The 13,796-nt window shown below is 46.6% G+C and carries 16 protein-coding genes; 10 read left to right on the forward strand and 6 right to left on the reverse strand.

Features of this window, described 5'->3' with window-relative positions:
* The 10 genes from L2082_RS07310 to L2082_RS07355 form a co-directional block, all read left to right on the forward strand.
* The coding region (locus tag L2082_RS07310; protein WP_446011583.1) for a hypothetical protein at positions 1-239 on the forward strand (239 nt) is incomplete at its 5' end.
* A 229-nt stretch (positions 240-468) separates the two neighbouring features.
* A complete protein-coding gene (locus L2082_RS07315) occupies positions 469-1,146 on the forward strand; it encodes a response regulator transcription factor (protein ID WP_446010977.1) in 678 nt (225 codons plus the stop codon).
* Positions 1,143-2,546: a sensor histidine kinase gene (locus L2082_RS07320; RefSeq protein ID WP_446010976.1), complete on the forward strand. Its 1,404-nt coding sequence runs from the start codon at positions 1,143-1,145 to the stop codon at positions 2,544-2,546. Before L2082_RS07315 ends, L2082_RS07320 begins: the two co-directional genes overlap by 4 nt.
* Before the next feature lie 156 nt (positions 2,547-2,702).
* Positions 2,703-2,948, forward strand: a complete 246-nt coding sequence (locus L2082_RS07325) for a hypothetical protein (protein ID WP_446010975.1) — start codon at positions 2,703-2,705, stop codon at positions 2,946-2,948.
* 410 nt (positions 2,949-3,358) lie between these two features.
* Positions 3,359-3,559: a cold-shock protein gene (locus tag L2082_RS07330; RefSeq protein WP_446010974.1), complete on the forward strand. Its 201-nt coding sequence runs from the start codon at positions 3,359-3,361 to the stop codon at positions 3,557-3,559.
* A 237-nt stretch (positions 3,560-3,796) separates the two neighbouring features.
* Positions 3,797-5,431, forward strand: a complete 1,635-nt coding sequence (locus tag L2082_RS07335) for an ABC-F family ATP-binding cassette domain-containing protein (RefSeq protein WP_446011584.1) — start codon at positions 3,797-3,799, stop codon at positions 5,429-5,431.
* Positions 5,432-5,441: 10 nt separating this feature from the next.
* Positions 5,442-7,079, forward strand: coding sequence for a DEAD/DEAH box helicase (locus L2082_RS07340; RefSeq protein ID WP_446008136.1), 1,638 nt, complete (start codon positions 5,442-5,444; stop codon positions 7,077-7,079).
* 50 nt (positions 7,080-7,129) lie between these two features.
* Positions 7,130-7,309, forward strand: coding sequence for a DUF3012 domain-containing protein (locus tag L2082_RS07345; RefSeq protein WP_446008137.1), 180 nt, complete (start codon positions 7,130-7,132; stop codon positions 7,307-7,309).
* A 91-nt stretch (positions 7,310-7,400) separates the two neighbouring features.
* Positions 7,401-7,652, forward strand: coding sequence for a GlsB/YeaQ/YmgE family stress response membrane protein (locus tag L2082_RS07350; protein ID WP_446008157.1), 252 nt, complete (start codon positions 7,401-7,403; stop codon positions 7,650-7,652).
* Between the two features lie 442 nt (positions 7,653-8,094).
* Positions 8,095-8,613 (forward strand): hypothetical protein, encoded by a 519-nt coding sequence (locus L2082_RS07355; protein WP_446008138.1) that lies wholly within the window; start codon positions 8,095-8,097, stop codon positions 8,611-8,613.
* Positions 8,614-8,727: 114 nt separating this feature from the next.
* On the opposite strand, the gene L2082_RS07360 is transcribed toward L2082_RS07355, so the two are convergent.
* The 6 genes from L2082_RS07360 to frr all read right to left on the reverse strand — a co-directional run bounded on the left by L2082_RS07360 (position 8,728) and on the right by frr (position 13,687).
* Positions 8,728-8,946, reverse strand: coding sequence for a fibronectin type III domain-containing protein (locus tag L2082_RS07360; RefSeq protein ID WP_446008158.1), 219 nt, complete (start codon positions 8,944-8,946; stop codon positions 8,728-8,730).
* Positions 8,862-9,332: a hypothetical protein gene (locus tag L2082_RS07365; protein WP_446008139.1), complete on the reverse strand. Its 471-nt coding sequence runs from the start codon at positions 9,330-9,332 to the stop codon at positions 8,862-8,864. Before L2082_RS07365 ends, L2082_RS07360 begins: the two co-directional genes overlap by 85 nt.
* Positions 9,333-10,267: 935 nt before the next feature.
* Complete coding sequence (locus L2082_RS07370) at positions 10,268-11,443, reverse strand: 1-deoxy-D-xylulose-5-phosphate reductoisomerase (RefSeq protein ID WP_446008140.1); 1,176 nt, start codon at positions 11,441-11,443, stop codon at positions 10,268-10,270.
* Positions 11,443-12,237: a phosphatidate cytidylyltransferase gene (locus L2082_RS07375; RefSeq protein ID WP_446008141.1), complete on the reverse strand. Its 795-nt coding sequence runs from the start codon at positions 12,235-12,237 to the stop codon at positions 11,443-11,445. The genes L2082_RS07370 and L2082_RS07375 overlap by 1 nt, the downstream gene beginning before the upstream one ends.
* Before the next feature lie 131 nt (positions 12,238-12,368).
* Positions 12,369-13,115 carry an isoprenyl transferase gene (locus tag L2082_RS07380; RefSeq protein ID WP_446008142.1) on the reverse strand — a complete coding sequence of 249 codons (747 nt, stop codon included), beginning with the start codon at positions 13,113-13,115 and terminating at the stop codon, positions 12,369-12,371.
* 14 nt (positions 13,116-13,129) lie between these two features.
* Positions 13,130-13,687, reverse strand: coding sequence for a ribosome recycling factor (gene frr / locus L2082_RS07385; RefSeq protein ID WP_446008143.1), 558 nt, complete (start codon positions 13,685-13,687; stop codon positions 13,130-13,132).
* Positions 13,688-13,796 lie beyond the last annotated feature (109 nt).

Consider the following 13,796-nt stretch of genomic DNA (forward strand, 5'->3'; position numbering starts at 1 on the left):
ATTGGCTTCGACCTCATTGGAATCGGGAAAATGAGATAGTTGATTTGTTTTATGCCATCACACAATGTCATGGATGGATACGCAGTGACAAGCATGAAGTGCGAGTACGACTTGAGCCGCTTGAACAACCCAATCGTCGTTTTGCGCAAGAACAACTATGTCGCAAGTTGAAATACATGGTAAGCAGATTGCCGTCAGGAAAACAAATGGTTATTGAGGTAGGGGAAGAGCCGTGCTAAATTTAAAATCAAACTGTCCAAAAAAAATGGCTTGAGAAGGTTAGTTTACTATGTCTGTTTTTGGAAAAAGTTTCAGTTCTCTCCGGGTTCCAGTGCCAAGTAAACTTTCCTGTAAAAAAACGTTTTTTCATCTTATATTCATCTTTCTTCGGGTATTGTGGTTATAAAAGTTTCAGTCCGTTGCTTGAGAAAACGTCAACGGTAATAATGAAACAAGAGAGGAAAAAATATGAAAGTTCTTGTTGTTGAAGATGAGCAGCGACTGGCAGCTCTGTTAAAAAAAGGGCTTGAAGAGCATTCCTACGCTGTTGACCTGTGTCATGACGGCGAAGAGGGCTTATATATGGCGGAAACCTATCCCTATGATGCGGTTCTGCTTGATGTTATGATGCCCAAAATGGATGGATTTACCGTTCTTGAGAATCTGCGTGAGCAGGGTGTTGATGTACCAGTCATTATGCTCACGGCCCGTTCCGAGGTGGAGAACCGGGTAAAGGGCTTAAATAGAGGAGCAGACGATTATATTCCCAAGCCCTTTGATTTTGGCGAGCTCCTTGCCAGATTAACTGCTGTGATCAGAAGGAATAAAGGGTTACCCGCCTCAACAGCACAAGCCGCAGACCTTTGTCTTGATTTGAATGCCAAAACAGCCTCCAGAGCAGGTAAGGAAATAACACTTTCTGCCAAGGAGTATGCTCTGTTGGAATACCTGGTGGTGAACAAGGGCAGGGTGATCAGCCGGACTGAGTTTTCCGAGCATGTCTATGACGGAGATTTTGATCTGGACAGTAATATTATAGATGTCTTTATCAATAAATTGCGCAAGAAGATAGACAGAGAGTACGAGCCTAAACTGATCCAGACCAAGAGAGGCGTGGGATATTATATTCCCAAGGAGGAGGAATGAAATCTGGAGGGTCCATACGGGGAAGGCTGTTACTCTGGATTTTTCTTTCAGGGGCAGTCATGGTCATTCTGCTTGATTTTGTTCTGCTGCATGAATTTAAAACGGTTGCTTTTCATTCGGTGAATAATGTGCTGCACTCCAAACTGCAAATCATGAAAGGACTCATCCACGCCCATGGAAACTATATAGAAGTTGAGATTGCCGAAGTCGCCCGAGGTGAGTACTCTATCCCCAATTCAGGACATTACTATCAGGTGTTTATAGACGGCAATTCGTATCTGACCTCTCCCTCCTTGCAACCCTCTCTGTTCAATCTTATTTCTGATACACCAGAGTCTTATGATGCGGAAACACAGGAATGGCTTTATCGTACAACAGGCCCCAACAAAGAGCCGCTTCTTGTCCTTCGGAACGACTTTATGATACAGGATAAAGAAGTTTCCATACGAATAGCTGAAACGCTGAAAGGGACCGTTGAAATGCTTGCCAAATTGGAGCGTTATTTTTATCTCCTTACTCCGATTTTCATCCTCCTGATCGGCCTTATCGGTTATTTGATTTCATCACACGCCCTGCGTCCCTTGACCATCTTTGCCGATGCCCTGCAATGCATTACCCATAGAAATCTGGAAGCAAGAATTGCTTCCAACGGATTTGCCAGCGAACTGAATGTGTTTGCCGAACGGTTCAACGATCTGCTGGAGCGCTTGCAAACCGCCTTTGAAGCGGAAAAAGATCTGATTGCCAATGCAGCCCATGAGCTTAAAACACCCTTGGCTGTTATTCAGGCCGAATGTGATATCGCCCTGATAAAGGAGCGTACAGGGGAGGAGTATGCCGAAAGTCTGCGGGAAGTCAGGACAGTAACTGATAATATGCTGCGGCAGGTGAATGGTATGCTGACTTTGGCCCGGATTGATGCGGATATCCTGTCTACCACCTTTCAGCCGATTTCTCTGAATCAATGTCTGGATAATGCGATACAGCTTGTTGCTCCACTGGCAACAGAGCAGAATATAAGGATTGTTCAGGGAAAAAGGGATGAGGTCGCGCTGCTGGGAGATAAGGATGCCTTAACAGAGGCGATGACAAATCTCCTTGAAAATGCTGTTAATTATAACCGCCCGGAAGGTTCTGTCATAGTGAGCCTGCAACATTGTGATGAGCAGATAAAACTCACTGTTCAGGACACCGGCATCGGTATCCCGGAAGAAGAATTGGACCGTGTTTTTCATAAGTTTTATCGCTCAGAGGCGGTGAAAAACATCAAGGGAACCGGCCTGGGACTGAGTATCACTAAGGCTATTGTCCTGGCACATCATGGAGATATAACTGTCCATAACGTGGAATCCGGGGGCGTTTGTTTTACCATAATGTTGCCAAGGCTTAATTTGGGTTGATTAAGTACGGGTGTAAATAACAAATAAACTCAAAATGTTATGTGCTGAACTGTAGGAAGAAAACCTGCGTGTCTATCAGGCATAAAAGGGCGAACACATCGGTTCGCTCCTACAGCTTCTTATAATAGGGGTAAAAAAATAATACAAGGAGGATACATGAAAATCAGGAAACTACATCGCATCACCGCCATCATATTTTCCCCGTTCTTTCTGCTGCTTGCCGTATCTGGCAGTGCCTTGTTGTTCAGAAAGGCAGAGGTCTATCCCAAGGCGACAAAGGAACTCCTTGTCTCTTTACATACCTGGGAGATAATAGCACCCTATATTGGTATAATTGGTGGCCTGGGCCTGCTTACAGTGATAATAACCGGGTGGATTATTTTCTTTAAGCGTAACGCATGAATGTACAATGAACAGGGCATGAAAGAGGTGGGGAAAGGCATTATTTATACGAATAAAAATGCCCATGCACTCTTTTTTTCCGGGAGACGAGTGGGAGGCATCTTGTATTAATAGGTTTTTTTGGGGAAATAATGTAGAAAAAGCTTGCTTATCTTCAGGGATCGGTTATTAGTACCTATGTAATGTTTGTGTAGTCACTATTTGTAGTTCATAAAATAACGAAAAGAATACCGCACAATATCTTTTATAATAAAGAGCCGTGCGTTTTTTTTGGGTTTTCTTGGAACAGGGTGGCTGCGGTCGAGATGATTTTTTTCGTGTTTATTAAGCAAGAGACCCTCTCGATGTTTTAATGATTTAAGCGATTTCAGAGATGCTTTTGAATCGCGAACAGTAAGGAGTAGCAGGAAATGGCAGAAGGCACAGTGAAATGGTTTAACGATGCCAAAGGATTCGGTTTTATTGAGCAGGATGGCGGGCCAGATGTTTTTGTACATCATTCCGCAATTCAGGCTGACGGCTTTAAGTCTTTAACAGAAGGAGCCCGGGTTACCTTTGACGTTGTTGACGGACAAAAAGGACTGGCTGCCGAAAATGTTGTTCAGCAGTAAGGGTTGATTCAATTGTAGCGCCAAGGCCCCGTAATGTTTGTTACGGGGCTTTTTTTATGCCCGCCTTTGATCCCGGAGAGCAGGAAAAAGCATTTACGCGACCATGCACTTCCTGTTATAGTGGCTCCTATTGAATGGTGAGCAAGGTTTCATGCAGTTTTTCCCTCCTTTTTTGCTATCCTTACTCTTTTTTTATCCTTACAGAATTCATTTGCATAATATTTCAGCGAGTACGCTATGATAACAACAAATAATATAGGACTCTCTTATGGCAAGAGGGTTATTTTTAAAGAAGTTAGTATTAAGTTTACACCAGGAAATTGTTACGGCCTGATCGGTGCCAATGGAGCTGGTAAATCCACTTTTCTGAAGATTTTGTCCGGCGAGATTGACCCGGATTATGGCGAGGTGTCTATCACACCGGGGCAACGCCTGGCTGTGTTGCGTCAGGATCAGTTTGCCTTTGATGAGTATACTGTTTTGAACACGGTGATTATGGGCCATAAAGGACTGTATGAGGTCATGGCGGAACGCGATGCCATTTATGCCAAACCTGATTTTAGTGAGGAAGATGGTCTTCGCTCTGGTGAGTTGGAGGTGCTGTTCGGTGAGATGAACGGCTATGAGGCTGAATCCGAGGCAGCAGTTCTCCTCAAGGGACTGGGGATTGGAGAAGATATGCTCCAGAAAAATATGAAGGAGCTGGAAGGGACTGAGAAGGTTCGGGTCTTGCTGGCCCAGGCCCTGTTTGGCAACCCGGATATCCTGCTCCTTGATGAGCCTACTAACCATCTGGATATCCGTACCATTACCTGGCTGGAAAATTTTCTTGCCCGTTTTCAGAACACCGTGATCATAGTGTCCCATGATCGTCATTTTCTCAATCAGGTCTGTACTCATATGGCTGATATTGATTACGGCAAAATCAAGGTCTATGTGGGCAATTATGATTTTTGGCAGCAGGCCAGTGAGCTGCATTTTCGCCAGAAGGAAAGTGAAAGCAAGAAGGCCAAGGCCAAGGAACAGGAACTCAAGGCCTTTATTCAGCGTTTCAGTTCCAATGCTTCAAAAGCCAAACAGGCAACCTCACGGAAAAAGCTGTTAGAAAAACTTACTGTTGAGGATATGCCGGTTTCTTCCCGGAAATACCCCTATATTGAATTCAAGCCAGAACGTCCCTGCGGTGATGTGATTCTGGAAATTGAAGGGTTAAGCAAGGAAGTTGATGGTGTTTCCATGTTTAAGGATTTTGATCTGACTGTGAATAAAGGGGATAAGATCGTCTTTGCCGGATCCAACAGTTTAGCCAAAACCACCCTGTTTCAGATTTTGGCGGGTGAGCTGGAACCAGACAGTGGCTCTTTTCGTTGGGGCGTGACCATTACCCATTCCTATTTTCCCAATGAGAATGCTGAATATTTTAAGGATGACGGACTTGATCTGGTGGGCTGGCTCCGTCAGTTTGCCTCAGCCAAGGAAGATGAGAGTTTTGTTCGGGGATTTCTGGGCAGAATGCTTTTTTCCGGTGAAGAGGCCATGAAAAAGACCTCGGTTCTTTCCGGCGGCGAGCGGGTGCGTTGTATGCTTTCCCGAATGATGCTGTCCGGGGCTAATGTCCTGATTCTGGATGAACCGACCAATCATCTGGATCTGGAGTCCATCACCTCACTGAATAATGCCCTGATTTCTTATTCCGAGGCTGTCCTGTTTTCCTCCCATGATCATCAGTTTGTTTCCACAGTGGCAAACAGGATTATTGAGTTTTTTCCTGACCACATTGTTGATGAAATGATGGACTTTGATGATTACCTGGCTTTGCGGGATGGGGATCTTGCTCTTGATGCAGGTTATTCAAGCAAGAAGGCAGCATGAGCATTGAAATATGATAAAACAATTTCTTCTTAAAGCTGGACGAAAACTGAAACGCCTTGCCGGATCAGATAAGAACAAGAAAAAGGGAGGGTCTCAAACAGATTCTTGTGTTGAATATGTTGAATATGTTGAACATGCTGGGCATGTTCAACAGGCAGGTACTCATGCCAGCTCTGAGATACGGACTGGCCCTCAGACTCAAGAGCAGCAAAAAAAAGCAAAAGGGCTTCAAAAAAGGCCTCAAAAAGGGGATCAAAACCAACCCATCCACAGGCCAAAAAAGAAAAAGCCCCGCTGGACCCTGGAACAATTTCCTGTTGATCCTGTGGAGGGCAAGAGCCGCTTTCATGATTTCTCGCTTCCTTTTGGGCTGATGCATGCCATTGCTGATCTTGATTTTAAATACTGCACACCAATCCAGGAAAAGGCCCTGCCTGATGCTATAGCAGGAAAAGATATTATTGCTCGGGCAGGCACCGGAACCGGCAAAAGTGCTGTTTTTTTGATAGCAGTCTTTACCCGTCTGATCTCTGAAAACAGGCAGCAACGACAGGAAAAAAATAAACCTCCCTGGCGAAAGTCTGGATGTCCCCGGACTCTGATTATTGCTCCGACCAGAGAACTGGTCATGCAGATTACCAAGGACGGTAAGGCACTGTCCAGGTATTCGCCGCTGCGTATTGTGGCAGTTTATGGGGGGACGGATTATCAGAAGCAGGAACGGATGCTGGGGGAGCGTCCTGTTGATGTTTTGGTTGCAACGCCGGGACGTTTGTTGGATTATGCCTCAAAAAAGATTATTGATCTCCGACAGACCAAAATAATGGTCATTGATGAGGCGGATCGGATGCTGGATATGGGCTTTATTCCTGATGTCCGGCGGATTATCTATAAGACGCCGCCCAAAGAGCAGCGTCAGACCATGCTTTTTTCCGCAACCCTGACCGAGGAGGTCAAGCATCTGGCCTCGCAATGGTGTGTAAAACCGGTTTCCATTGAGAGTGCGCCTGAACAGGTGGCTGTGGATACGGTACGTCAGATTGTTTATACCGTGACCAGTGATGAAAAGTATCATGTACTGTATAACCTGATTACTACTCAGGAGCATGAGCGGATCATGGTTTTTACCAATATGAAGAGCGAAGCTGCCCGCCTGAATGATCGCTTGCAGCGGAATGGGATCAATGCTATTTTATTAACCGGTGATGTACCGCAGAAAAAACGTATGAACCGGCTGGAAAGCTTTCGTTCCAATACCAATGGCGTGATGATTGCCACAGACGTGGCTGGCCGGGGAATCCACATTGACGGCATCAGTCATGTGGTGAATTACACCTTACCCTATGAGCCGGAAGATTATGTCCATCGAATCGGCAGGACAGGCAGGGCAGGGGAGAGCGGGATTTCTATCAGCTTTGCCTGTGAGGAAGGGGCGTTTCAGCTTCCAGATATTGAGGAGTATATTGGCAGGTCATTGGACTGTACGCTTCCGGAAGAAGAGTTGTTGGTCAAGCCACCTAAAGGAAGCAATAAAGGAAGCAGCAAATATAGTCATAAGGGTGGCAAGAAGGGGAATCAGAGAGCCTCTTCGCGCCGAAATGGTCAAGGCAGAAGGCCAAGCCAGTCGAGTCAGGAGCGAAAATCTTAGCTCTTTTATTTTTAATCAATCATTATATTTACAACAGGAGAAGAGAAGCTATGAACGTACTGAAGAGAATTATCTGTGGTGTTGTCCTGGCCGGAGTGGCACTTATGCTTTCAGGCTGTCCTGCAACAGTGGGTAGTGAGCGGTGGTGTCAGAACATGCGGGATAAACCGAAAGCAGACTGGTCTGCAAGCGAGGCTGTTGATTTTGCCAAGCATTGCATCATTAATTAATTTTGTCCCGCCACCTCTGTGGTGGGATAATATTGCATGAAAGTTCAACGGATTTTCATGTAACAGGTGCTCTTAAACAAGGAGGTGGATGATGGATCTTATGTCGCTGTTGATTTTTCTCGGTCTTGGCGCATTGGCCGGTTGGTTGGCTGGTAAAGTTATTAAGGGTGGCGGTTCCGGACTGATCGTGAACATGGTTGTCGGTATCATCGGCTCAGTGATTGGCGGCTGGACCTTTGGGCAGCTCGGAATATCGGTTGGAAATGATCTGATCGGCTCCTTGGTCACTGCTGTAGTTGGGGCGATCATCCTCCTTTTCCTTGTGAGCTTGGTGAAGAAATAGCCCCTGCCTCCTTGGAATAAGGGAGCCACACGATATGCGATGTGCATTTTTTTTGCTGGCGTATCTACAAGCCTATCGAAAAAAGGGAATGAGCAGACTGACGCGCATGACGGGTCACTCCGGGAGGTCCAAAGGGTTGCGTAACCGGGATGGTGGTTTCTTTTGAGGTGTTCGGGTACATGGTCAGCGTGTACCCGATTTTTTCCCACTTTCCCGCCGCTCCAAAACGATCTACACTGAACCATTTGCAGCCCGCAAGCCCGCAAGCCTGCAATTAGCCTGCAGATAGCCTTCCGAAAGCGATTTTCAGCCGATTCGTCTTTCCGTCAACAGTAGTTTCCTGTTTACTTTTCATTCAAGATGGTTAAAGATGACACAGACACAATGAGTACTCAGCTTTGCATGTTTTCCCCTTTAATATCCTGTTATTTGACCAAAATAAATGACCCCACTTGAAGCCATAAGTCTTTATAAGCTCAAAAAGATCACGGCCTATAGAATTAAACAACTTGCCAATGAATGGTTAGATGAAGGATTCTACAATGAAGAGTTAGGGGAATTGTTTTTTATCAAAAGTCCAGATATGTATGAGGTCGGCCCTCTTTTTGTTAGTGCAGTAAAAAAGATGGGCATACAAGAACCTACAAAGCTTGAAGCAGCAAATTATCTTTTGAACCTCACCTTAAAACGTATTGTCAACAATGAGCTTTCCCCTCAGAAAGGTGCAGAGTTTCTATACTCGAACATCCATCATGAAATAGAAGATGAAATACCTGATAATGAGTACGTTGGAGATAACTTAGGTTTAGAACATATATTCTGCTGGTTAAGAGAGCTTTGGGACTGTCAAGATGGTTCTATGATTTTATATCATACAGACTTGCCGAGAGAAGAAGCAGAGAAGAAATTTGTTGAACATATCATCGAAGAGAGTAGAAAAATATTAAATAAAAATAAATAACCAGACGTTCCAGCGGACTCGCTGAACTAAAACGTTATAACAGTGTCGCATAATGTAACGTTATCTAAAATAAACAGAGCCGGGCAGTCAATCCCGGCTCCATGATTCAACCTATCACAACACCGCACTCACCGTATTACTCGGCTCACTCTCACCAGCCTTGTTTACTGCGATAACCCGATACTCCCACTCCTTACCACGTTCCTGATTATTCAGGGTGATCTCGGTTTCCAGAGCCGTGCCGACCATCACCCATTCCTCGGCAGACGGTTCCCGTCGTTCAACCCGGTAAAAGGCCGATTTGCCGCCGTCCGGGGATTTCTTCCAGTCCAGAAAAAGCCAGCCCGGCCCTTCTTTGGAGTCTCCAGCATCCTGGGCTGTCCCGGAGCCTGGAGCGGGGTCGGCTCTGCCCTGCCGCTCCAGCCCAGAGCCGCCAGTTTGGCGTCATTGCCGTCCACTGTATCCTCGGCATAGTTGAGAACGCTTTTTGCCGCTGAAATCATTTTGTCATTTCCAGCCTGCTTGGCCTCGGTAGCCTGTTGTGATGCGGCCAGTGCCGCAACCTGGGTCTCCTCCAGAGCGATGGAATTATCCAGAAGAGTCTGCAATTGCGTCGGTGTAACAGGTGGATTGGGAAAGTCTGGATTGTCTGTAAGCCCGGCAATGATGTTCTGTACCAGAATCCTGATGTCTGCTTCGCGTCGAGGAAAACGTGCCATAACAACCTCCTGTACTGTTTTACTTGTCCTTTTTTGTGTTTACAATGCCTCGTTGTAAACATGCAACGTCCCATTGCACGCTTACAACGCCTCAATGTAAGCTTAACATGGCTCATTGTAAGCTTGCAACGTTACATTGCAGGCTTCACATGCCGCATATGAAGTTTACAATGCCTCGTTGTAAACATGCAACGTCCCATTGCACGCTTACAACGCCTCAATGTAAGCTTAACATGGCTCATTGTAAGCTTGCAACGTTACATTGCAGGCTTCATATGTGGCATGTGAAGTTTACAATACCGCATTGTACACCACCGTTGCACCATATTCAGTCGGAAACAGGGCGCAGTGTTCAGACAATCCAAGACCTGGAAAACCTCATCTACAATCTTGTGCTTTTTAAGGCAGGCTGGCCTGCCGTATAAAATAAGAGCAATGTTTAAAGAGACGTGATGCAAGGAAGGATAAAGATATGGCAGGGGCTATACAAGCCAGACCATCACAATGATTCCAAATTCAGAAAATCGCTGAAAAATTCAATTGACAAAATCAAGATTGTGCAGTTGACTATAAGGGGAAGGCAGCTGAAACTCATATCCTCCTTTTTCTGATGATATTTCCTCCAATTTCAGCTGCCTTCGTTTCATAAAGCGGAAAGTTCAACTTTCTGCCCGTCCTTTCTTTTTTTAATACAATTTTTTATACCCCTTCTTTCCCAAAAAAACAACTTTTTCTTTCTGTTACAGAAAGAATTTTGCTCACTCTTAACAAGATGGGCTTATAAACCGGCAGATCAATCTCAAACGTTGTGTGTCTTTATTCAGGACAGAAACCACATGCAACGTGCCACCCAGTTGCCAGAGGGAGCATGTTTTCATGAGAGATCAGCTCTGCTCCGCATATTCAAATTTCCATAGCCTTGGTCCGCTTTCGTGTTACGAGTACTCAGCCAATACCCGCTGGGCAATTTCTTGCCGGGCAGCCTCCCGGGCCTGGGCATCTGCTGCTAGAATAGCCTCAAGGTTAAGATCATCACCCGGCGCAAAACGATTCAGAGTTGCAGCAACAATTGAGGTGATATCACTAAACCTGATCTCTACTTCAAGAAAGGCAGCAACAGCCACCTCATTGGCTGCATTAAGGACAGCCGGTTTTACCCCACCCTCTCGCATAACCTGAAAGGCAAGGTCCAAGGCCGGAAAGCGCTCGTAATCAGGTTGTTCAAAACTGAGATTCCCGCAATCGGAAAGACTGAGTCGGGAGAGATTCAGGGGCAAGCGCTCCGGGTAGGACAGTGCATAGGCAATGGGAATACGCATATCCGGTACCCCCAAATGGGCCATAACAGAGCCGTCAATATACTCCACCAGAGAGTGAACAATGGATTCCGGATGAACAACCACTCTGATCTTTTCCACAGGCACATCAAAAAGCCAGCAGGCCTCAATAACCTCCAGCCCCTTATTCATCATGGTTGCCGAATCAATGGAGATTTTGCGCCCCATGTCCCAGTTAGGATGGGCCAGGGCCTGTTCCGGGGTGACATGATGTAATTCTTCTTTGTCCAAGCCCCGAAAGGGGCCACCTGAAGCAGTCAGGATAATTTTTCCTATATCTTGGTGACGCCCAGCCTCCAGAGCCTGAAAAATAGCTGAATGCTCAGAATCAATGGGAAGAAGAGCTACCTTATGCTTTGCCGCAACCTGCATAACCAGGTGCCCGGCCATAACCAGGGTCTCTTTATTGGCCAACCCAATATCCTTGCCCGCCCTGATTGCCGCCAAGGTGGGCAGGAGTCCCACAGCTCCCACCACCGCAGAAACAACCATCTCAGCTGCCGGAATAGTGGCAATCTTCTGGTTGCCCTCATCGCCCCAAAAAACCCGTTCCTGGTATTCCGCTGGTAACAGGGCAGTGAATTGAGAGGCCAACTCCTGATCAGCAACAGAGATGCACTCTGGCTGAAACTCCTGTACCTGGCTGGCAAGCTCTTCAATATTCCGCCCTGCGGAAAGACCAACAATTCGAAAGTGACCAGGAAAGGAACGCACCACGTTGAGCACATTTTTACCAATAGACCCCGTGGAACCGAGCAGAGAAAGAGATTTCATCAGATAACTCCAGAAAAAATCAGCAGATAAAGGAGAGGTGCTGTCACAAGCAGGCTGTCAATCCGATCCAGAATCCCACCATGTCCTCCCAGCAGAGTGCCAGAATCCTTGATCCCGGTTCCACGCTTTATAATGGACTCAGTCAGGTCACCGGCAATACCCACAAAAGCCAGCAGGGCTGCAACCAGAGCCAAGGCAAGACAGCCAACCTCGGGCAGGAGGAAGACTCCTAACAGACTGGCACTGAACATCGCAGCCAGAATCCCGCCAATTGCCCCGTTAATAGTTTTACCCGGACTGATACTGGGACAGAGCTTTTTTTTGCCACAGGTTCGGCCAACGTAATATGCTCCGGTATCAGAACCAGCTGTAATGACAGTTAATACTAACAGCCAGCAACTCCCGTCCTCAACGTAACGGAGCAAAACCAGAAAGGCAGAACAGAGTGTTACATAAAACACCGCAAAACCGGAATGGGTCAAAAAGGCCAAGGCATCGGTAAAACGGGTATAAAAAAAGATGGTCAACAGAATCAGACCCAACAGGGCAAGGTAGCTACCAATCAGCACCTCTGTAGGATTGCCATCAGCAGCTGCCAGCATTGGGATCAGACAGGTCAACACGGTCAGGACCCGAATGCCTGTTCCTGGAGTTTTACCAACCATACGAAAAAATTCATGCAAGGCAAGAGCGGTACCAATGGTCAGGGCGCACCAAAAGAGAAAGGGAGAGGCCGCAAAAAGCAGCAGTAGCCACAGGATCACCATGAACAGGCCAGGAATCACACGATTCATAATATCTCGCTAAAAAAATTCTTTCAGATAAATCCCTACTCCTCCCCGCTGGAGGGGACACCAAAACATGAAAGCTGGCCGAGTGACTCCAAAGGAGCGCTCGTACTTGCAGGTAAAAGGGATCAAAAAAATCAGGAGTTGGCAGTTTCTGTCTGTGCGCCGGTTTTCCCGAAACGCCGCTGCCGGCCTGCGTATTCTTCTAAAGCTGCAAGGAACTGATCCCTGCGAAACTCTGGCCATGGTATTTCTGTAAAATACAGTTCTGCGTAGGAAAGCTGCCAAAGCAGAAAGTTGGAGAGCCGTTGCTCTCCGCTGGTTCTGATCAACAAATCCGGGTCAGGCTGTCCTGTGGAATAGAGATGGTCACTGAACAACTGGTCATCAATATCCTCAGACTTCAGCTCACCCTCTGCACATTTCCGGCTTATCTCCTGAACAGCCCGGATCATCTCAGCCCGTGAACCATAGCTGAGGCAAAGATTCAAGCAGAGCTGGGAAGAGTCTTTTGTTGCAGCAATGACGCTGTCCAGCATATTACGGACATCATCAGGAAGCCGATCCTTCTGACCAAAGCATTCCAGCCGAATCCCGTTTTCCTTCATAGTATCCAACTCAGACTGGAGATAATTCTTAAGCAGTCCCATGAGCCCCTTAACCTCCAGGCTTGGACGTTGCCAATTCTCAGTGGAAAAGGCATACAGCGTCAGGTGCCGGATCCCGATCTTACGAGCTGTTTCCACAGCCTCGCGCACAGAATCAGCCCCGGCCTTATGACCAAAAAGGCGGGGGCGGCGACGCTGCTGAGCCCAGCGGCCATTACCGTCCATGATAATGGCCACATGCCGGGGAAGCGGATCCAGGTGTTGTATTTCACGCATAATGCCCATAGAGGTTAGACCTCCATAACCTCTTTTTCTTTACCAGCAGTTATCTCATCAATGCGAGCAACAAACTCATCTGTGATCTTTTGCACTTCTTCCTGGTAGCGAAACATATCGTCTTCAGTGATTTCTTTATCGTTTTTCTGCTTCTTAAAGGTATCATTGGCATCCCGGCGGCTATTCCGCACACCAACCTTGTATTCTTCAGCAATCTTTTTAACCTGCTTGACCAGCTCATTACGCCGTTCTTCAGTAAGCTGTGGTATCTCCATTCGAATAACCTTACCGTCATTCATTGGGTTCAGGCCGATATCAGAGGTCATGATGGCCTTTTCCAGCACAGCCAGCATCTGTGGATCCCAGGGCTGAATCACAATCATTCGACTTTCCGGAATAGTGATCGTCGCTACCTGATCAACAGGCATACTGGAACCATAGGCATCAACTTTAATACCATCCAGCAGGGTTCTTGAAGCACGACCGGTACGAATCCTGGTCAACTCCCGCTTGAAGGCATCAACCCTTTCCTCCATCTCTTCTTTTGCCTGCTCTACAACCTCACTTTCCATAATATTCTCCCATAAATGTATCTTGTCTATCCCTTAACAGGCTCCAAAATCTTTTGTCCTGTGACAACATCGTATGAAACCGGGAAGTATAATCAATTTTTACGCTTTG

Source organism: Candidatus Electrothrix sp. (assembly GCF_052785085.1).

Coding starts and splice junctions, on each gene's coding strand:
- L2082_RS07365 (WP_446008139.1), bottom strand. CDS start 9,332: ATGGCACGTTTTCCTCGACGCGAAGCAGACATCAGGATTCTGGTACAG.
- L2082_RS07350 (WP_446008157.1), top strand. CDS start 7,401: ATGGATCTTATGTCGCTGTTGATTTTTCTCGGTCTTGGCGCATTGGCC.
- L2082_RS07335 (WP_446011584.1), top strand. CDS start 3,797: ATGATAACAACAAATAATATAGGACTCTCTTATGGCAAGAGGGTTATT.
- L2082_RS07345 (WP_446008137.1), top strand. CDS start 7,130: ATGAACGTACTGAAGAGAATTATCTGTGGTGTTGTCCTGGCCGGAGTG.
- L2082_RS07330 (WP_446010974.1), top strand. CDS start 3,359: ATGGCAGAAGGCACAGTGAAATGGTTTAACGATGCCAAAGGATTCGGT.
- L2082_RS07370 (WP_446008140.1), bottom strand. CDS start 11,443: ATGAAATCTCTTTCTCTGCTCGGTTCCACGGGGTCTATTGGTAAAAAT.
- L2082_RS07380 (WP_446008142.1), bottom strand. CDS start 13,115: ATGCGTGAAATACAACACCTGGATCCGCTTCCCCGGCATGTGGCCATT.
- L2082_RS07315 (WP_446010977.1), top strand. CDS start 469: ATGAAAGTTCTTGTTGTTGAAGATGAGCAGCGACTGGCAGCTCTGTTA.
- L2082_RS07320 (WP_446010976.1), top strand. CDS start 1,143: ATGAAATCTGGAGGGTCCATACGGGGAAGGCTGTTACTCTGGATTTTT.
- L2082_RS07340 (WP_446008136.1), top strand. CDS start 5,442: ATGATAAAACAATTTCTTCTTAAAGCTGGACGAAAACTGAAACGCCTT.
- L2082_RS07355 (WP_446008138.1), top strand. CDS start 8,095: ATGACCCCACTTGAAGCCATAAGTCTTTATAAGCTCAAAAAGATCACG.
- L2082_RS07325 (WP_446010975.1), top strand. CDS start 2,703: ATGAAAATCAGGAAACTACATCGCATCACCGCCATCATATTTTCCCCG.
- L2082_RS07375 (WP_446008141.1), bottom strand. CDS start 12,237: ATGAATCGTGTGATTCCTGGCCTGTTCATGGTGATCCTGTGGCTACTG.
- frr (WP_446008143.1), bottom strand. CDS start 13,687: ATGGAAAGTGAGGTTGTAGAGCAGGCAAAAGAAGAGATGGAGGAAAGG.